Annotated in this window: 16 protein-coding genes; 2 read left to right on the top strand and 14 right to left on the bottom strand. The window is 37.7% G+C overall.

Annotation, left to right across the window (positions count from 1 at the left end):
- Positions 1-76: 76 nt before the first annotated feature.
- From C1726_RS21790 to C1726_RS21740, 11 genes are all read right to left on the bottom strand, one after another.
- Positions 77-1,078 (bottom strand): sensor histidine kinase, encoded by a 1,002-nt coding sequence (locus tag C1726_RS21790; RefSeq protein ID WP_102275069.1) that lies wholly within the window; start codon positions 1,076-1,078, stop codon positions 77-79.
- A gap of 1 nt (position 1,079) precedes the next feature.
- A complete protein-coding gene (locus tag C1726_RS21785) occupies positions 1,080-1,763 on the bottom strand; it encodes a response regulator transcription factor (RefSeq protein ID WP_102275068.1) in 684 nt (227 codons plus the stop codon).
- Between the two features lie 97 nt (positions 1,764-1,860).
- Positions 1,861-2,382, bottom strand: a complete 522-nt coding sequence (locus C1726_RS21780; protein WP_235822820.1) for an RNA polymerase sigma factor — start codon at positions 2,380-2,382, stop codon at positions 1,861-1,863.
- 33 nt (positions 2,383-2,415) lie between these two features.
- The gene (locus tag C1726_RS21775; RefSeq protein ID WP_235822819.1) at positions 2,416-4,365 is read right to left on the bottom strand and encodes a DUF6449 domain-containing protein; all 1,950 of its coding nucleotides are present in this window, start codon (positions 4,363-4,365) and stop codon (positions 2,416-2,418) included.
- The gene (locus C1726_RS21770) at positions 4,340-5,245 is read right to left on the bottom strand and encodes an ABC transporter ATP-binding protein (RefSeq protein WP_102275066.1); all 906 of its coding nucleotides are present in this window, start codon (positions 5,243-5,245) and stop codon (positions 4,340-4,342) included. The genes C1726_RS21775 and C1726_RS21770 overlap by 26 nt, the downstream gene beginning before the upstream one ends.
- Complete coding sequence (locus C1726_RS21765; RefSeq protein ID WP_102275065.1) at positions 5,232-5,627, bottom strand: GntR family transcriptional regulator; 396 nt, start codon at positions 5,625-5,627, stop codon at positions 5,232-5,234. The genes C1726_RS21770 and C1726_RS21765 overlap by 14 nt, the downstream gene beginning before the upstream one ends.
- Positions 5,628-5,931: 304 nt before the next feature.
- The gene (fdhF, locus tag C1726_RS26665; protein WP_102275064.1) at positions 5,932-7,995 is read right to left on the bottom strand and encodes a formate dehydrogenase subunit alpha; all 2,064 of its coding nucleotides are present in this window, start codon (positions 7,993-7,995) and stop codon (positions 5,932-5,934) included.
- Between the two features lie 195 nt (positions 7,996-8,190).
- Positions 8,191-9,555, bottom strand: coding sequence for an ABC transporter substrate-binding protein (locus C1726_RS21755; protein WP_102275063.1), 1,365 nt, complete (start codon positions 9,553-9,555; stop codon positions 8,191-8,193).
- Positions 9,556-9,573: 18 nt separating this feature from the next.
- Positions 9,574-10,386, bottom strand: coding sequence for a carbohydrate ABC transporter permease (locus C1726_RS21750; protein ID WP_102275062.1), 813 nt, complete (start codon positions 10,384-10,386; stop codon positions 9,574-9,576).
- Positions 10,383-11,300, bottom strand: coding sequence for a carbohydrate ABC transporter permease (locus tag C1726_RS21745; protein WP_102275061.1), 918 nt, complete (start codon positions 11,298-11,300; stop codon positions 10,383-10,385). The genes C1726_RS21750 and C1726_RS21745 overlap by 4 nt, the downstream gene beginning before the upstream one ends.
- Entirely contained in the window at positions 11,297-12,430 is a 1,134-nt protein-coding gene (locus C1726_RS21740) for an ABC transporter ATP-binding protein (protein ID WP_102275060.1), read from the bottom strand. Before C1726_RS21740 ends, C1726_RS21745 begins: the two co-directional genes overlap by 4 nt.
- A gap of 170 nt (positions 12,431-12,600) precedes the next feature.
- On the opposite strand from C1726_RS21740, the gene C1726_RS21735 reads away from it, so the two are divergent.
- A complete protein-coding gene (locus C1726_RS21735) occupies positions 12,601-13,455 on the top strand; it encodes a glycerophosphodiester phosphodiesterase (protein WP_235822818.1) in 855 nt (284 codons plus the stop codon).
- Positions 13,456-13,673: 218 nt separating this feature from the next.
- Here the strand turns inward: C1726_RS21735 and C1726_RS21730 are convergent, their stop codons facing one another.
- The 3 genes from C1726_RS21730 to C1726_RS21720 all read right to left on the bottom strand — a co-directional run bounded on the left by C1726_RS21730 (position 13,674) and on the right by C1726_RS21720 (position 18,071).
- Positions 13,674-14,441 carry an IclR family transcriptional regulator gene (locus tag C1726_RS21730; protein ID WP_102275059.1) on the bottom strand — a complete coding sequence of 256 codons (768 nt, stop codon included), beginning with the start codon at positions 14,439-14,441 and terminating at the stop codon, positions 13,674-13,676.
- Positions 14,442-14,472: 31 nt separating this feature from the next.
- Entirely contained in the window at positions 14,473-16,650 is a 2,178-nt protein-coding gene (locus C1726_RS21725) for a malate synthase G (RefSeq protein ID WP_102275058.1), read from the bottom strand.
- Positions 16,651-16,817: 167 nt separating this feature from the next.
- Complete coding sequence (locus C1726_RS21720) at positions 16,818-18,071, bottom strand: coiled-coil domain-containing protein (protein WP_102275887.1); 1,254 nt, start codon at positions 18,069-18,071, stop codon at positions 16,818-16,820.
- Between the two features lie 315 nt (positions 18,072-18,386).
- On the opposite strand from C1726_RS21720, the gene C1726_RS21715 reads away from it, so the two are divergent.
- Positions 18,387-18,902, top strand: a complete 516-nt coding sequence (locus tag C1726_RS21715) for a hypothetical protein (RefSeq protein WP_102275057.1) — start codon at positions 18,387-18,389, stop codon at positions 18,900-18,902.
- Positions 18,903-18,979 lie beyond the last annotated feature (77 nt).

The following is an 18,979-nucleotide window of genomic DNA, read 5'->3' as shown; positions in this document are numbered from 1 at the left end:
CCATGTTTTGCTAATGGTTCTAGTTTACCTGTCTAAAATGACTATTAGGTGACTTAGAATATGACTATTTAGTCACTTAAATAATCTGTTTATAAAACTTCAGTTGAAATTGTGTGCCCTTATTCAGCTCGCTTTTTACATGAATGTCCCCATTTTGGCGTTTTATAATGCTATGAGCCATGGCAAGTCCTATACCAACACTATCCTCACATGCATTTTTCCCTTTATAAAAACGGTTAAATATATAAGGAATATCTTCCTTTGGAATGCCCTCTCCATCATCTTCAATCAATATTTCTGTAAAAAGAACATTTTCTGAAAAAGAAATAGAAAGGGTACCACCTGCTGAAGTATGCTCTACACAGTTTTTTAAAATATTTATAATCGCTTCGCATGTCCAGTTGAAGTCCCCTATAAAGGAAGTCTTATCTTCCCCTTCAAATGATAGAGTTTGTTCTTTAATATCTATTGGAATCATAATCGCCTCTGCCGCTTTTTCAATTAGTTTCTTCACGTAAATTTGATCTTTTTTGAATGAAACAGTGCCCGCATCAATTTTTGAAAGCTTTAATAACGAGGAAACAAGCCATTCCATTCGTTCAAGCTGTATCCGAATACTTTTGATAAATTCAGTCCTTTTTTCTACTGGAAGCTTGGCATCATATAACAAATCAGCCATCATCAACATAGAAGTAAGCGGTGTTTTTAGCTGATGGGAAATATCTGAGATCGCATCAGTTAACAATATTTTATCCAGCTTAAGGACAGATTTTTGCTCAGACAGCATGAGTGTTACTTTGTATATATCATTTTTTAAAATACTAAGCTCTCCCTCTTGATTATCACGAACATCAAGCGAATAATTGCCGCTAGTAATTTGGCGCAAGTAGCTTGAAAGCTTTTCTATCTCTTTATACCTCCAACGGGTAAACATCAAGCTGCACCCTATCAGAAGAACTGATGTAATCAATGTGATTAATGCGGCATTGATTGAAAAAAATGCTGCTGTAATACAAGACATCAAACTAATGGTACTCATTGCCGTCAGTAAAAATGCAATTTCACGATTACGGAGCATCTTACCCACCTACCTTATAGCCCATGCCTCTAACTGTTTTAATCAGTGTTGGATTTTGAGGATCATCCTCAAGCTTTTCACGCAGTCTTTTTATGTAAACGGTCAATGTATTGTCATTAACAAAATCACCTGCCACATCCCAAATTTGTTCAAGTAGCTGATTTCTTGTCAGTACTTGACCAATATGATTGGCGAAAATGAGCAATAATCGATACTCTAATGCGGTTAAGACAATTTCTTCGCTATGCTTATAAACCTTTCCTTCAAGCGAATTGATACGAATGCTTTCAATTTGAATGGTCGCATTTTTTGGGGGCTGTTTTTGATATCTCCTCAAAACAGATTTAATTCGAGACAGGAGTTCACGTATTCGGAAAGGCTTCGTGATATAATCATCCGCTCCCATATCAAGTCCCATAACAACATTGATCTCATCATCATTTGCTGTTAAAAATATGACTGGTGTATCGTTCCTTTCCTTCACAAGCTTACATAGTTCATAGCCGCTTCCATCTGGCAGGGCTAAATCAAATAGACATAAATCCAATTCATCAGATTGATTTAGGAGTACCTTTTTCGCTGAAGCAGCATCATAACAAATGACAGTTGTATAAGAATCCTGCTGCAGTGAATATTCAAGCCCCGATGCTATGGTTTTATCGTCCTCAACTATTAAAATTTTCATCATTCTCATCCTGCCTTTTGTAAATGTATTACAAAAAAACACATGGCAATTTTCTATTATAAATAGCCATGTGTTTTCTATTTTTATCTCTAAAAATTCATGCGGAAAAACTCTCTGTCAGCATTTCCTTCAGCTGCTTTCTTACTCGATATATTTTCGTTTTCACCGTATTTTGGTTTATCTTTAATAGGGTGGCTATTTCTCTTTCCTTTAATCCGCTATTTATTTTTAGAAGAAACACTTCCCTTTGATCGAGGGAAAGAGAGTTTATAGCTTGTTGGATTTGTTCTTTTAAGAGATTCATTTCCACTTCCTGTTCGACATTTTGATCCATTTTTATATTAGCCGTTTCTATTTCGATATGACTCGCCGTTCGATCGTTTAATTTTCTTTCTTTACGGACAATGTCAATGGCAGATCTTGTTGCTATTGCGGAAAGCCACGCGCCTACTTTTTCAGGGTCTTCGATTGTGTTCATTTTCTGATAAGCTTTAATCAATGTTTCCTGAACGGCATCTTGAGCTAAATAATAATCTCTAGTAATACAGTAGGCAACTTGAAAAAGCCTCTTATTGTACAATTTAAAAAGTTCGTTCATATCCATACAATTGCAATCCACTCTTACCCCTCCTCTCTGCCTTAAACAGCTGACTTATTTAAAATATTTCTGTACAAACTCAGGAATATGCTCAGCTGTAAAGCTTTTGATATCTATAGACCCATCCGCTTTATAATAATACCCAATCATGTACGGACCATCATGAATTCCGCTGGCATTAATTAAGCTTTCTTCAAGTCTTTTTTTATCTGTCACTTTGATGGAATGGCCAATTTTTCTCATTTGTTCAAATAATTCTTCATAGGAATATCCTTGGGCATAATTGATTTTAAGATCATTTGTATCAACAATATAGGCATATGATATATCAGCTGCTGTTACTTTTGCCTGCTCCAGTAACTCTTTTTTATCCAGCCATTCCTCAAAATTCTTATATGATATTCTCCATTCGATTCCCACCGTTTTTTCGTTTTTTTGCATAATTTCGATGAATGCAAGAGGATCTCTATCATCTTCTGTTTCCTCATAGGTTGCTGTATTAATTTCATCTTTTAATACTGCGATCGCTTCCTTTATGTCAGCTGGATCTACTATTACAGCTTTTTTCTGAATAGGTCCATAAGGATGGATCGTGATTTTTTCTATTTGGTCTTCTTTTAATTTGAATATCCCGTTAGTTACCCTTTTATATTCTTCCGACTCATGGATTAGTTTATAATAATGAGCATATTCCTTTTTGTTTATCACGTAATCCCGTACAAGCTTCTTCCCATTTTTCAATTCATAAACAAAAAAGGCATGTTCACTCCTGTCATTTAATTTATTCTCATTTTTATTTGCAATGATCTCCTTATGAAGCCTTCTAATTAAATCCATATTTTCAATGGTAGTTAGGTAAAATGGATCCTCGGCATCACTATACATGAAATAATTTTCACTTAAGTGAATCCTTTCGACCTCACTTAAATTAGGCACTTTTTTTTCAAACTGGGTAAAATCGAATTGAAATAAAATGACTAACAGTGCCATTGCCCCTGCATAAATAATAAGTCCTTTAATATGAATAATAATCCGCCAAGATTTTTGCAGAACCATCTCGGCAACAAAATAGCCAAGAATTGCCCCAAACACATAGCCCGCAATAAGCCAAGTCGTATTTCCCTCCATAATTCCAAAGTACAAACCGCCTAACAGCATCGTACAAAAGGTCATCCCATACTTAAAAATTGGTTTTAACAAGGGAAATACGAGTGATTGTGTGACAGCTTCTAGCCTTCTGTTTTTATACACCCATAAAGAAACACCGTATAAAATGAATATAAGTAAGCAATAAACAATGATTTCAATTGCCCCTAAAGGTCTGTAATCTATTTGACTGAGTGCGACTAATGGAGAAAATGATTCAACCTTACTTTCCATCACATACTGATCAGCAAATCCATACAGATAGAATGGGAGATTATAAGCTAATAAGACGAGTAATCCCATTGGCAATAGTAAAAATATATACGTTAATATCCCTTGCACTGCTGAAATGCCCGATATCATTCCTGTAAAAACACCCGCTAGAAAGACAAGAAGATTAAACATAATTGTGATGCCAAGCCACTTGAAAATATCAGTCCATGTAAAAAACTCAGCCAAATTCAGCGGAATATACAAAGCTGAGATGATGATAGCGATCAGCAATACTGGAAAGATTAATAGGATCATTCCAGTTAATGCATATTGATGAAAGAGCCGATCTCTTTTAATCGGCAGACTATGAATAAAATCACTATAAGGCTTCACTTGAAGGTATCGGAATAAAAAAACCGCTAATATGACAGGAATTCCAATATTTAATACTGCTTGAATTTCAAAGTGAAAATAGAATAAGCTTTCTGCTCTAATATATTGTCTTTGTTCTCCTGTTGCTGTCATTAAAATTTCTAATGGAAGAGCAATAATTAATCCTAGAAAGTGAACAATTGTAACCCAGCCGACACTTCTAATGATCGTTCTTCTTATTTCTTTATTAACCAAGGATATTTTCGACTGCATAACCAACATCCCCCATTTCATAAATAAAAATTTCTTCAAGCGTCAATGGAAGAATATCAAGAATGACAGGCTGATATTTTTTTATACTTGCCGTAACTTCCTCTTCTTTGCCCTTTACGATTAATAAGAGAATACTTCCCCTCTTCTCTCTATGCAGCACTTTAACAGAATCAAAAATACTAATTGGAATCGGAGCACCGCCCTTAAAAGCAATCTGCACCTTATGCGTATCTGATTTAAGGTCATCTAGATCTTTTTCAATCATCATTTGCCCTTTATGCATAATTCCTACAAAATCACATAGGTCCTCTACTTCTCTTAAGTTGTGAGAGGAAATTAGTACAGTCATTTCTCTATCAGCCACATCGTCAATCAAAAGAGCTTTTACCTTTTTTCTCATGACCGGATCCAGTCCATCTAAAGGCTCGTCAAGAATTAGCACTTCTGGCATTGCAGATAACGCAAGAATAAATGCCACCTGTCTTTGGATTCCTTTTGAAAAACGATGGATTTTCTTATGTATATCGACCTGAAAAATAGCTACAAGCTCTTGATAGCGTTCATCATTCCAACGAGGATAAAGATTTGCGTAAAACTGTGCCATTTGTTTAGTCGTGTAATGCGGCAGAAAATAGGGTGTGTCCTGGATAAAAAAGATCTTTTCTTTCACTTCCGGGTTTTCATAAACTGGCTGCCCGTCAATCGAAATCAATCCTTCATCTGGCACATATAACCCTGTTAAAAGCTTTAAAAGGGTTGTTTTCCCTGCACCGTTCGAGCCGAGCAAGCCGTAAATCGAACCTTTGTTGACAGTCAGACTTACATTTTCAACCGCTTCCAGCCCATCAAATGATTTCCGGACATGACTAATTTTGATCATTTTCTATCCCTCCCCCAATTGAAGCATGTAGTTCTTGTATCGTTACTATTAATTCTTCCACTGTTACGCCTAAGTACATCGCTTCTGATAACAGCTTCATTAAGTCACTTTTTACTTTTAGAAGCTTTTCTGTATTTTGGCTGTCAATTGCCGGACTGACAAAGCTTCCTTTTCCTTTAATCGAATAGATATATCCTTGGATTTCAAGCTCGCGATACGCTTTTTGAATCGTATTCGGATTGATCGTTAGCTGTTGGGCGAGCGTCCGGACGGAAGGCAGCTGTTCATCAGTCTTTAACACTTCGGTTATAATAAGTTCTTTAAGCCTTTCAACCAATTGTTCATAAATCGGCTTGCGGCTCCTTATATCCAACTCGAACATACGCACTCTCCCATCTGTATGCAGTGTACTATGACTCATAGTACAGTTAATACAGTTTGATTATAGTACAAATTGGCAGGAAATCAATCCCTTTTTTCAAATCTTAGAGGTTATTTTTAAAATGCGAGATAAACTGTTAAAATTGCGAGATTTAGTAAAGATAATGGCAGATAAACTTTTAGAAGGGCTAGATAACTATTAAGAATTGCTAGTAAAATATCAAATTTGCGCTATGTTTAATATGAAATAGCCCTAATTCTAGGAAAAAAAAAAGAAAAGTGCTAAGCACTTTTCCTTTAAGCAATCATTTTAATGATCGAATGTTCACTGCACATGCCTTAAATTCAGCTGTCCCTGAGATTGGATCAAATTCATTAATTGTTAAGACATTTGTTGGAACTTCACTGAAATGGAAGCTCATGAATACGAGTCCTGGTGCAACTTGCTCAGTGACTTTTGCCTTCACGTGCAGGCTGCCCCTTCTCGAGCTAATCTCAACTAGTTCACCTGTTTCAATGCCAAGCTTTGCTGCATCGTCTGGATGGATATCAAGCGTTTCTTCTTTTTGCTTGATTTTTACACCGCTTGCATAAAAACGTGTTTGTGTATGGGTATTATATGATTCATAGCGTCTTCCAGTTGTCAGTGTAAATGGATAGTCCTCATCCGGCAGCTCAACCGGCTCTGTATACATGACTGGAACGAATGGTGACTGCTTTCCGCTAACTGCAGCCTCGTTATGATACCTTTCATGTAAAACAAATGTACCTGGATGGGACTCATCTGGACAAGGATAATGGAGGCTGTATTCTTTTTCCAGTCTTGAATAAGGCATCCCGCCATACATTTCCCATGCAAGCTCACGCAGTTCATCCCAGATTTCTTCACTGCTATTATAGCTCATTGGATAACCCATTAATGTAGCTAGTTCACAAAGTATAACCCAATCGTCTTTCGTATTCGGATGGGCATCAACTGCTTTCCGTACACGTTGAATACGGCGGTCTGTATTCGTATACGTTCCTTCCACTTCTCCCCATGATCTTGCAGGCAAAACAACATCAGCAAGCTTAGCTGTCTCTGTTAAGAAAATATCCTGAACAATTAAAAGATCTAATTTTTCGAGCAGCTTTCTTGTGTGTGTCATATGAACATCCGCCACTAACGGATTTTCTCCAAGACAATAAAGCGCTTTGACCGCTCCAGTTTCCATTTTATCGAATGCTCTTGTTTGCGTATCACCGGCTATTGGGTTAATCTCCATGCCCCAAGCTTTCTCAAATCGCCCGCGGTACTCATCGTTCGTTATGCTGACTGCACCTGGCAGCTGATTAGGCAGGCATCCCATATCTCCTGCCCCCTGCACATTATTTTGCCCGCGTAGCGGCATAATCCCGCTGCCAGGTTTTCCAATATGACCAGTTAATAACGCTAAGTTTGCAATATCAAAAACATTATTTACTCCACAATGATGCTCTGTAATTCCGAGTGTGTAGGCAATCATTGCTTTATCTGCTTTTGCATATTCTCTTGCCGTATCGATAATGTCCTGCGGTTCGAGACCAGTAATTGCTGCGGCAAATTCAGGTGTATACTTTTTCACTTGTTCTTTTAACGTGTCAAAATCAACTGTAAATTGATTAATAAAGGCTGGATTATATAATTCTTCCTCAATAATAACTTGAATCATAGCATTCATTAACGCGATATCTGAACCGACATTAATTTGTAAATGGCGATGGGCGCTTTTCACCATGTCAATCCGGCGAGGATCGATTACAATAATTTTCAAGCCGGATTTCACTGCCTTCTTCATGCGATTCGCAATAATCGGATGGGCTTCCGTTGTATTCGAACCCATGAGTAAGAGAACTTCTGTATGATCAAAATCTTCTAATCTATTCGTTGGAAATCCGCTTCCAAATACAGTTGCCAGACCGGCAACGCTCGGAGCGTGTCACGTTCGGTTACAGCCATCAATATTATTGCTGCCGATGACTGTTCTCATAAATTTCTGGGTTACATAATTCACTTCATTCGTGCTTCTAGCAGTTGCAAACATTGTGATGGCTTCAGGACCGAACTGGGATTTGATTGCCTCAAGCTTCTCTGCAATAAATGCATACGCTTCTTCCCAAGTTGTTTCTACAAGCTGTCCTGCCTTGCGGATTAACGGAGAAGTTAAACGGCTTTTATCATGTACATATTCATAAGCAAACGAACCTTTTACACATGTTTGCCCCTTATTAACCGGTGCTTCTTTATCTCCGCGTATTTTCACAATTTTATTATTGTCTACCTCAACAACGAGTCCACACCCTGTTCCGCAATAGCCGCAGACTGTTTTTACCTTTGCAGCTTCACCCATCATTTATCCTCCCTTTTCGTAAGAATAGTTGATTTCATCCTCATCCCTATTATTTTGAAAGCGATTGCAACATTTTTCGAACCGTTTCAAAATTCACATAATACACTTTCTATTATACTACATTATGAATATTTTAAAAATGGGTTATCACTATAGAAAAAATCAGTCCATTCTTAAGGACTGATCCTTTCAATCTTACTTCTTCGTTTTATTAGCAATCTCTATCGCCCGATTTGTTCCCTCTGCTGCTTGATCAAGTACTTCCTGCGGATCAGCACCTTGATACAAATTTTCAAGGGCAGTAACAATTTGCTGACGGGATTCTGGGAAAACAGAAATGAGCGCACCTTGTGTTGCAATAGACGGTTTGGTTTGCTGAAGCTGATCGACTGTTACCTTCAATTGCGGGTATTTCTCCCATTCTGCCTTAACAATATCCTCATCGTAAGCTGCTGGATTTATCGCGAAATATCCTGTTCCAATATGCCATTTTGCCTGAACCTCAGGTGTAGTTAAATATTTCATGAACTCCCATGCTGCTTCCTGCTCTTCCGCTGCAATGCCTTTTGACATCCATAAGGATGCTCCGCCAATAGCTACCCCTTGACGTTCTACTTCATCCGGGTATGGGATAAACGCTACGCCCACCTCAAAAGGGGAATTATTAACAGCAGCCGCAACACCTGCAGACGAATCCATGTACATCGCTACTTTTCCCGTCTGGAAGGCTGCACGGATATCATCCCAATTCGTTCCATAGTTTCCGAATGTACCTGCCTTATTCATATCATTTAAGAAATTAAAGACTCGCAGACCTTCTTCTCCATTGAATACCGCCTCTGTCGCATCTCCAGCTCTGCCATTTTCTTCATTTACATATAAACCACCTTGTGTGGCAACAAGCTGTTCAAAAAACCAGCCATAAGTTAGCATAGAAAAGCCATATTGCTCATCAGGCTTTGTCAGTTTTTCTGCTGCCGCTTTTATTTCATTAAAGGTTTGCGGCACCTTATCCGGATCAAGTCCAGCCTCTTTAAATGCATCTTTGTTATAGATCATTACCGGTGTAGAGGAATTGAATGGCATCGAATACAATTTTCCATCTACGCGATAGTAGTTTAAGATATTCTCTTCCAGTTGAGAAAGATCATAATTATCCTTATCAATAAACGATTGCATTGGCTCAATATACCCGCTGTCAATCATAAACTTTGTGCCGACTTCAAACACTTGTGTGATTGCTGGTGCATCTTTCGTTCCGCCTACACTGCGTAGTTTTGTTAATGATTCCTCATAGGAACCTTGAAATTCGGCATTGACGGTATACTTGTCTTGTGAATTGTTAAAATCAGCCACAATGGTGTCAAGTGCTTCTTGACCCGCACCAGACATTGCATGCCAGAAATTGATTTCCACCTTGCCGGAACTTTCTTCTTTTTCTTTATCTCCGTCATTTTTATCCGATGGTTCTGGCTTACTTTCATTATTCGAACAAGCTGCCATAAAGATCAGGCTGAAGATCAAGCTGAACAAAAAGAGAAGCTTTACATTCTTTTTCATTGTGGCAAACGCCCCCTATTATTTTAATGCACCTTGTGTTAATCCTTTTTGCAATTGCTTTTGACCGATAAATAACAGCAGCAATGTGGGGATAATGACAACAATTACTCCAGCCATAACCACCCCCCATTCGGTTGCGACCTCTTGAGACTGGAGCTGCTTCAGCCCAATTTGGACTGTTCGGACTTGATCGTTGTTTGTAACTAATAATGGCCATAAATACATATTCCAAGTCGTTAAAAATCCGTAGGCCCCTAAAGTTACTAAACTTGTTTTTGAAACTGGGAGAATCACTCGTAAAAAGAAAGCAAATCTACTTAAACCAGCAATTTGCGAGGCTTCATATAATTCTTTCGGAATCGTCTTGAAATGCTGCCTCAATAGAAATGTTCCGAAAGCCAGTGCAAAAAACGGAACAGTTAATCCTTGATACGTGTTTGTCCAGTCCAATTTTTGAATGGTAAAGAAATTCGGTATCATTGTTGCTTCCCAAGGGATCATCATTGTTGAAATAAATAGGAAAAATATAAAATCCCTTCCTTTAAAAGGAATGAATACGAACGCATACGCAGCCATACTGCAGACGATCAGCTGTCCAAACATGACACCTGTTGAAACAACGAAGCTATTCATTAAATACTTCATCAATGGCAGACGTTCAAATACCCTAAAATAATTATCTAAAGTAAAGGATTGTGGAAAAAACTTGCCTTGCATGATTTCCCCGCCTGTCATAAAGGAAATCATGAAAGCGTACATAACCGGAAAAAAAAGCAGGAAGGCTGAGAATAAAAGCAAAAGGTAGAAAACAATTTTCTTCGGAATGCTCATTGATAATGCACCTTCCTTTCGCCAAACTTAAACTGTAAAATCGTGACGATCAGTATGCACAAAAATAAAAAGACTGCTTGAGCACTTGCTGTTCCAAATTGATAGTTTACAAATGCCTCTCGATAAATGGAATAGACAATTAAATTAGTAGCCTGAGAGGGACCGCCTTTTGTCAAAATATCAATTTGTCCGAATGATTGAAAAGCATTAATTAATGAAATCGTAATAATAAAAAACAATGTCGGCGACAGCATCGGAATCGTTATTCTTCGGAGCTGATACCAATAGCCAGCCCCATCAATTTTCGCACTTTCATATAAATACCCATCAATATTTTGAAGGCCACCTAAGAGAATCAAGAATGAAAATCCTGTATTGAGCCAAATAGTAGAAATCGAAACGGATAATAATGCCCAATCCGGATCGAGCAGCCATTGTACTTCTGGCAAATTCAAGAGATTTAACAAACGATTAAACATACCGACGCTCGGATGGAAAAGAAAAAGCCAGACTACGGAAGAAGCAGCAACTGAAATCCCCATCGATGAGGAAAATATCGTACGAAAATAGCCAATGCCTCTAAGCTTTTCATTCGCAATTAGCGCGAGAAACAAAGCAAGAATAACGCCTGCAGGAACTGTATATAAAACAAATAATATCGTTGCCTTTATACTATTTTGAAAAGCTTGCGATTCTAATAAATAGGCATAGTTCTCCAACCCGACAAATAGAGCAGCACTCCCATGCTGATCAGTTAAGAAGAAACTTAAATAGATTGTCCGAAACATAGGGTAAAAAACAAACACCGAAAACAGCAAAACCGAAGGGAATAAGTATAGCAATGCAGTCCGGGCATTAAATGATCTTTTCCAGAAACTTTGTTTTACTAATAGACCGTCACTGCTCCCCTTCATAAAAACACCTCTTTATCAAGGATATTATTTTCAATATCTGTAGGTGCTTTAATTCGTTCATTTGTTTTACGATCAAATAAACATAGGGATTCATATTTTATTTGAATCGGAATTTGATCACCAACATGCAGGCGCCATTGTCCATTCCATTTTGCCATCCATTCTTTGCTGCCTATTCTAAATGAAAAGATCGTTTCATTACCGAGGATTTCTACATTAATTGCTTCTACTACTATTCGATTGTCTGGGCTCGTCTCCTTTGATGCGACTTTTATATGCTCTGGCCGAATACCCGCGAGTATCTGCTCTGTATGTAAAAGCCTGCTATCTTCTTCGGGAATCTTAATTTTGTATTCATCCCCAATCTGTAATTCTGATAGCTGTCTATTAATTACACCTTCAGCAATATTCATCGGAGGGGAACCAATAAATGTTGCGACAAAGGGATTTGCTGGGTAATTATAAATATCGATTGGCTTACCGATTTGCTGAATTTTGCCATCATGAAGAATCATAATACGATCCCCCATCGTCATTGCCTCCACTTGATCATGGGTAACATAAATCATCGTGATCCCAAGCCGCCTTTGAATTTGTTTAATTTCCGATCTCATATGTGCCCTAAGCTTTGCATCTAAATTAGATAAAGGTTCGTCCATTAAGCAGATAGGCGCTTCATTTACTATTGCCCGCGCGAGAGCAACCCGCTGGCGCTGTCCCCCTGAAAGTTCACGAGGCTTACGGTTTAAATACCCACTTAAGCCAAGCATGGCAGCAACCTCATTACATCGAGTCTTTCGTTCTAGTTTTGGTATTTTCTTGACGTGCAGACCGAAGATGATATTTTCCTCAACAGATAAATGCGGATAAAGAGCATAGTTTTGGAAGACCATTGATATATCCCTTTTACTGGGAGGCAATTGATTCGCTTCCTTTTCACCTATTCGCAAGATGCCTCCTGTTATTTCTTCCAGACCAGCAATCATTCGCAGCATGGTGCTTTTCCCACACCCTGAAGGACCGACTAGCACGAAAAATTCACCTGGTTCTACCATGACATTAATATTAGAAATGACCTCTGTTTTTTTATCGTAAGTCTTTGAAACATTTATTAGCTCTACTTTCTTCAACTATTCATCCCTCCATGCATTTTGGGAGCTTTATAGCTAGATTTTTATAGATTGGAAATATTTCTCTCATTCATATTCTAATTACACAAAATCACAAATATGCTAACAATATCAAAATTGCATAAACAAGGAGTCTTTCAGCCTATTAAATGTAAGGAGAAAATTTTAAAATGAAGCAAAAAACACTATTAGCATGCGGTTTCCTCATATTTTTCATGGGGGGCTGCTCGAAGTCTGAGCCACCTGATCCATCCATTATTTCAGATTCTTTTATTGTTATTGGTCATCGAGGAGCCTCTGCCTATGCTCCTGAGCATACAATCGCGTCCTATCAGTTAGCGCGGGATCTTGGCGCTGACTATATTGAAATTGACTTGCAAATGACTAAAGATAACGTACTTGTTGCGATGCATGATCAATCAGTTGATCGAACAACAAACGGGATAGGAAGTGTAGAATCTCATACACTAGCGGAAATAAAAAGACTTGATGCAGGTTCATGGTTCAATAAAAAATTTCCATTGTACGCTGACACTAACTATAAATTTTTATCCGTTCCAACCTTAGAAGAAATTTTTTATTATTTCGGAAAAGAAGCTAATTATTATATCGAGACAAAATCACCTGATAAATATCCGCAAATGGAGGAAAAACTCATCCGCTTACTTAGGAAATATGATCTCATTGAAGAGCACAAAGTGATTATTCAGTCCTTTAGTGAAAAAAGCCTTAAACAAATACATGCGGCAGAGCCAAAGATTCCTTTAATCCAGCTTCTCTCTTATCAACGCCCTGCAAAGTTAACTAAATCAGAAATTAAAAAATGGAAGCAATACGCAGTTGGCATTGGTCCAAATTATCAAATGATAGATGAAGCTTATATTAAAATGGCAAGAAGAGCAGGACTGCATGTTCATCCATATACAGTAAATTCAAAACAGGAATTGGATCAGTTAAAAAAATGGGGAATAACCGGAGTATTTACAGATTTAACAGGTTCACTTTCTGAGAATTGGAAGAAGTAATTCAATTTCATACATGCCGTTCGCAAGGACAGGCATTAATTGTAATTTAGAGTTTTTTATTTCAGCTTGTGCAAAATTAATCCAAATCTCGTAGAATCATATTCATTTTTTAACAAAAATACACTTCTCATAAAATTATGATTATATTTATTATTAGTTATACAAATTTACCTAAAAAAATCCGAAACACCATATTAAAGGTGTTTCGGACACTTTTTTCAGCAAATAAAACCTAGCCTTGATGATATATTCTTTCCTATTTCAATCATTCGTGGCTGAAGCTCTAATATTCTTTCATCAGTCATCCTTATTGTCGGTCCGGAAATGCTGACAGCAGCAGCAACCTTTCCTAAATGATCAAAAATCGGAACTGCAATACATGTAATTCCATATTCATTTTCCTGCAAGTCAAGTGCAAATCCTTTATTCTTCACCTCAGCAAGCTCCTTGATAAAAACATTTATATCTGTAATGGTTTTATCCGTATGAACAGGCAGCCCTTTTCTTTCTAATATTTCCTGAACAATATCTACTGGCAAATGTGCCAGAATCGCTTTGCCAACAGATGTACAATGCATCGGTGCTCTTTTACCGACCTTGGAGTGCATACGCAAAGCTTCGTTTCCATCTAGCTTTTCAATATAAACGACCTCTCCTTGATCATACACAACTAAATGAATCACTTCATTCGTCTCTTTTTCAAGCTCCAATAAAAACGGCTTTGCCTCAGTCCGCAAATCAAGTGAATCTAATAGTTTCGAACTCACCTCTAAAAATTGGTAGCCTAATTTATAGCGTTCTGTGTCCTTATCCTGTTCAACATACCCATATTGAACAAGCGTCGAAAGGATTCTGTAAACTGAGCTTTTATTAATATCCATCTGATTGGCAATCTCTGTTACTCCCAGCCCGCCTTTTTTCATGCTGACAAGCTTAATTATATCTAGTGCACGGCTAACAGATTTCACCATATTTTCTCTTTCCAACTACCTTCAGCTCCTGTTTGGCAACTTTAGATTATTGCTCGATTGCAGACTTAGCCTTTGCTTCTAATCTACGGCGATGCAGGATCGGCTCTGTATAACCGCTCGGCTGTTCATACCCAGAAAAAATCAATTCCCACGCAGCTTGGAACGCAACCGATTCTTCATAATTAGGCGTCATTGATCGGTACATAGGATCACCAGCATTTTGTTTGTCTACAACAATTGCCATACGTTTTAATGTTTCTTCTACTTGTTCCTTCGTACAAATGCCATGATGGAGCCAGTTAGCAACATGCTGGCTGGAAATCCTTAATGTCGCCCGGTCCTCCATAAGCCCAATATTATTGATATCAGGTACCTTTGAACAGCCAATTCCTTGTTCAACCCAGCGAACAACATATCCAAGTATTCCTTGTGCATTATTATCCAGCTCAGCTTGCACTTCCTCCTGTCCCCAACTTGGATTAGCAGCAACTGGAATTTGCAGGATTTCATCCCGCAAGCCTTTCATTTCTTTTATTAATTCATTTTGTACCGTTCTAACATCAACTTGATGATAGTGAAGGGCATGCAAAGTGGCTGCTGTTGGCGAAGGCACCCAAGCCGTGCTGGCTCCAGCTTTTAAATGACCGAGCTTTTGCTTAATCATTTCTGCCATTAAGTCAGGCATTGCCCACATTCCTTTACCAATTTGGGCACGGCCTTGGAACCCTGCAGCCAATCCATTATTCACATTTGACTTTTCATAGGCATGCAGCCATGCCGATAACTTCATATCATTTTTGCGAATCATTGGACCAGCTTCCATTGATGTATGCATTTCATCCCCAGTACGATCAAGAAAACCGGTATTGATAAATGCAACTCGTTCCTTTACTTCACGGATACAAGCTTTTAAGTTAAGGGACGTTCTGCGTTCTTCATCCATTACCCCTATCTTAAGTGTGTTTCGCTGTAAACCAAGTAAGTCCTCTACTCGATTAAATAAAACATTTGCAAAGGCAACTTCTTTGGAGCCATGCATTTTTGGTTTCACAATATAGATGGAGCCCTTTTTGGAATTTTGATATTGTCTATCTCCTATTAGAGAATGCTTTGCGATTAGGGATGTAACAACCGCATCCATAATCCCCTCATACACTTCTTCGCCATCCTCGTCTAAAATCGAATGGTTTGTCATTAAGTGACCGACGTTCCGTATAAACATCAAAGACCGCCCATGCAAGGTGAAGGTTTCGCCATTAGGTGCAGTATAACTGCGATCAGGATTCAGTTTTCTTGTCATTGTTTGATGATCTTTCGTAAAAGTTGCAGTTAAATCCCCTTTCATTAAACCTAACCAGCTGCGATAAACTTCAACTTTATCCTTCACATCAACAGCTGCAACAGAATCCTCACAATCCATAATCGTAGACAGTGCTGCTTCGAGAAGAATATCTTTAACACCTGCCTCATCTGTTTTTCCGATTGGGTGATTCCTGTCAATTTGTATTTCGAAATGCAATCCATTATTTTTTAATAATATTGCTGAAGGATTGTCCGAACTCCCTTGATATCCTGCGAATTTCTCACCGTTGATTAATTTACTTTCATTCCCATTATTTAGTGTGGCAATTAATTGTCCATCAGTAATATGATATTGAACCACATCCTTATGCGATCCACTTAGTAATGGTACAGTTTGATCAAGAAATTCACGAGCAAGGGAAATGACCTTTTTTCCACGAACTGGATTGTAGCCTCCACTGCGATGTGCTCCTTTCTCTTCACTAATAACATCCGTTCCGTATAGGGCATCATACAAACTGCCCCAACGAGCATTAGCAGCATTGAGAGCATAGCGATGATTATTTACAGGCACAACGAGCTGTGGTCCAGCTTGAATGGCAACTTCATCATCCACACCAGCCGTTGTAATTTCAAAATCATCACCTTCGTCCTCAAGATAACCTATATCCTCAAGAAATGCTTTATATTTCGCAAAATTAAAGTCTTTGTTTTCCCTATGCCATGAATTAATTTTATTTTGAAGCATCTGACGTTCAGTAAGAAGCTGTTTATTAATAGGTGAGAGCTCCTTCACAATGTCTCCAAATCCATACCAAAACATCTCCTGCTCCATACTTGTTCCAGGAAGTGCGTCAGAATTAATAAAATCGTATAACTCAGTGGCCACTTGCAAATTTCCAATTTTTCGATAAGTCGTCACTCTTCATTGCCTCCTTTAAATCAATCGTTTGTTATTACCAAACACTGTTCCATTCTACCGTTAAGTACAGAATAGCATAGGATCATAAATTGTTTCAATAATTTTCTAAAAATTTAGCAAAATAAAAAAAAGACCACAGGTGCAGTTCGCACTCGTGATCTTTTTTATTATATACGGCGAGCATGTCCGTTAAAATGGTCTTTCCAATATCCGCTGGTCATGCTGGCAACAGCAACACCTGTAGAAGTTTGAGAACCGATAAATCTTCCTCCACCGATATAGATGCCCACATGTCCATCTTTTTTATACGTGTCGAAGAATACCAAGTCTCCTGGTTTTAAATCACTTGGTGATATTTTCGATCCTGAATATCTTAATGATGAAGTACTTGCTGGAAGATTAATTCCTCCTTGGGAGAAAGCCCAAGAAACAAAACCTGAACAGTCAAATCTTCCATTCGCAATATCTGATGCTGTTCTTCCTGCACCAAAAACATAAACCGAATTTCCGATATATTTATATCCAGCTGCAATAATTGTACTTAAATCTCCGCTTGCAGAAGGCACATAGTGAGAAGAGCTGCTTTCATTCGATGATGAACTTGAACTTGAACTTGAACTTGAACTTGAACTAGAATTTACAGCAACGCTTTTTGGCGTGAATTGGCTAGCAATTCTATTTCTAATTTCAGCTTCTCTTGCAGCAAGCTCGCTATCCTTAACTTGTAAGCTATCTTTAAGTGATGCAATTTTCTTTTCCTTTGCTTCAAGATCTTCCTTTAATGAATCATTTTGAGCTTTTTGCTCATTCATTAACTCCTGCATCCCTTGAAGCTCTGTTTTCATATCTTGAAGTTCATTTAACTTCTTTTCTATTTTTGCTTGATTCTCTTCTAGAACTTTTTTATCTGCTTCATGCTCAGCTAAAATATCTTGGTCTGCCTGGACAATTTTAGTAACAGCACCAACTCTTTCAATAAAGTCACCAAAGCTAGTTGATCCAAGCAGGACCTCAACATAGCCAATCGGAGAGCTTCCATTTTCCTGGTAAGAAACCGCTCGTTGTTTTAAAATAACGCTTCGTTTATCAATTCTTTCTTGTATGACAGCTTTTTCGTTATTAAGTTCCTCAATTTCTGCATTCGTACTAACAATGTCTTTTTCTGTTTTCTTAATAAGTTGTTTGTTATCAAGAATCGCTTGGTCGATTCTTTTTAATTGTGCATCTAATTTAGCTATCTCCTCAAGGACTGCAGTTAATTCCTGATCAGCTTTTGAAAGGCTAGATTGTATGCCTTGACGCTGTTTTTGGATAGATGACTTTTGTGTATGTAAGGAATCAGCTTTTACAGACGGAATAGCAAACGCTCCTCCTAATCCAAGCATTAATGTCGTATTTAAGATTACTAGTTGCTTCTTCATCATTTTGCCTGCCTTCCAATATACTCTAGTTGTTTTTATATGTACATTTTAATATTTCAGATAATTATGTTACTCTTTTCTTGGTTTTTCGATTATTTTTGACAGAATATACATTTCTTTCACTTGCAAGTTGAATTATATCATCATAATTTGACAGGAAGATGTTATTAATATTACAAGAATATTTCATTCAGTACCAAAAAATTGAAAAAATACTTTAATATGTATATTTATTGAAAAAACTAGAGACTTATTGGTAATATAAATCTTGATGTAATAATTAATTACCTATGAATATAGTAAAGGAGATTTAATATGACTAAAATCTCGCTTGCAGAGGCAGTTAAACTAAAAAGTGTATTATCAAAGAGAATTCATGAATTAGAAGAGGAAATGGATCGTGTTTCCTTTATTGAGATAGAAAAAGGAAGCCAATTGCCAAAACAGGCACGTCAATTGAAGGATGTTGAAGAAGAAATTGAACAAATTCGACTGGATTTTAGACTGCTTGATCGGTTAATGTATAGAGCAAATATCGATCATGAAATACAATTTAATCAGGAGTCCCTTCCAATAGTAGAAGCGATTGAACTTGCCTCACAGCTCCGGGCTAAAGCGCGCAAATATAAAGAGTTCGGTTCAGCAGTAAAGGAGGAATTTCTCTATCCGCTTGGTGACTCAGGATCCATGATTAAAGTGGCGCTATTTGAACCTGAAGATTATCGCATGAAAGCTATCGAAATGGAACGTCAAGCAAACAGGCTGTCCAATTTCATCAACGCAAAAAATTATACAGTTGAATTAGACTTTGACAGTGAAAAATATTTCTAAACCTTGAAGTGGTGAGACTCCGCTTCAAGGCATAGAAGGAGAAAATCGTGTACCTTTAAGTACAGTATTATGGTGAA

It is taken from the genome of Cytobacillus massiliigabonensis (genome assembly GCF_900199725.1).
GTDB classification, from domain to species: domain Bacteria; phylum Bacillota; class Bacilli; order Bacillales; family Cytobacillaceae; genus Cytobacillus; species Cytobacillus massiliigabonensis.
This window is presented reverse-complemented; position numbering and strand designations above follow the sequence as displayed.

What these genes read in the sequence shown, in the direction of transcription:
- C1726_RS21750 (WP_102275062.1), bottom strand. Translation starts at nt 10,386, where the DNA reads ATGAGCATTCCGAAGAAAATTGTTTTCTACCTTTTGCTTTTATTCTCA.
- C1726_RS21720 (WP_102275887.1), bottom strand. Translation starts at nt 18,071, where the DNA reads ATGAAGAAGCAACTAGTAATCTTAAATACGACATTAATGCTTGGATTA.
- C1726_RS21745 (WP_102275061.1), bottom strand. Translation starts at nt 11,300, where the DNA reads ATGAAGGGGAGCAGTGACGGTCTATTAGTAAAACAAAGTTTCTGGAAA.
- C1726_RS21715 (WP_102275057.1), top strand. Translation starts at nt 18,387, where the DNA reads ATGACTAAAATCTCGCTTGCAGAGGCAGTTAAACTAAAAAGTGTATTA.
- C1726_RS21770 (WP_102275066.1), bottom strand. Translation starts at nt 5,245, where the DNA reads ATGATCAAAATTAGTCATGTCCGGAAATCATTTGATGGGCTGGAAGCG.
- C1726_RS21785 (WP_102275068.1), bottom strand. Translation starts at nt 1,763, where the DNA reads ATGAAAATTTTAATAGTTGAGGACGATAAAACCATAGCATCGGGGCTT.
- C1726_RS21755 (WP_102275063.1), bottom strand. Translation starts at nt 9,555, where the DNA reads ATGAAAAAGAATGTAAAGCTTCTCTTTTTGTTCAGCTTGATCTTCAGC.
- C1726_RS21790 (WP_102275069.1), bottom strand. Translation starts at nt 1,078, where the DNA reads ATGCTCCGTAATCGTGAAATTGCATTTTTACTGACGGCAATGAGTACC.
- C1726_RS21735 (WP_235822818.1), top strand. Translation starts at nt 12,601, where the DNA reads ATGAAGCAAAAAACACTATTAGCATGCGGTTTCCTCATATTTTTCATG.
- C1726_RS21775 (WP_235822819.1), bottom strand. Translation starts at nt 4,365, where the DNA reads ATGCAGTCGAAAATATCCTTGGTTAATAAAGAAATAAGAAGAACGATC.
- C1726_RS21765 (WP_102275065.1), bottom strand. Translation starts at nt 5,627, where the DNA reads ATGTTCGAGTTGGATATAAGGAGCCGCAAGCCGATTTATGAACAATTG.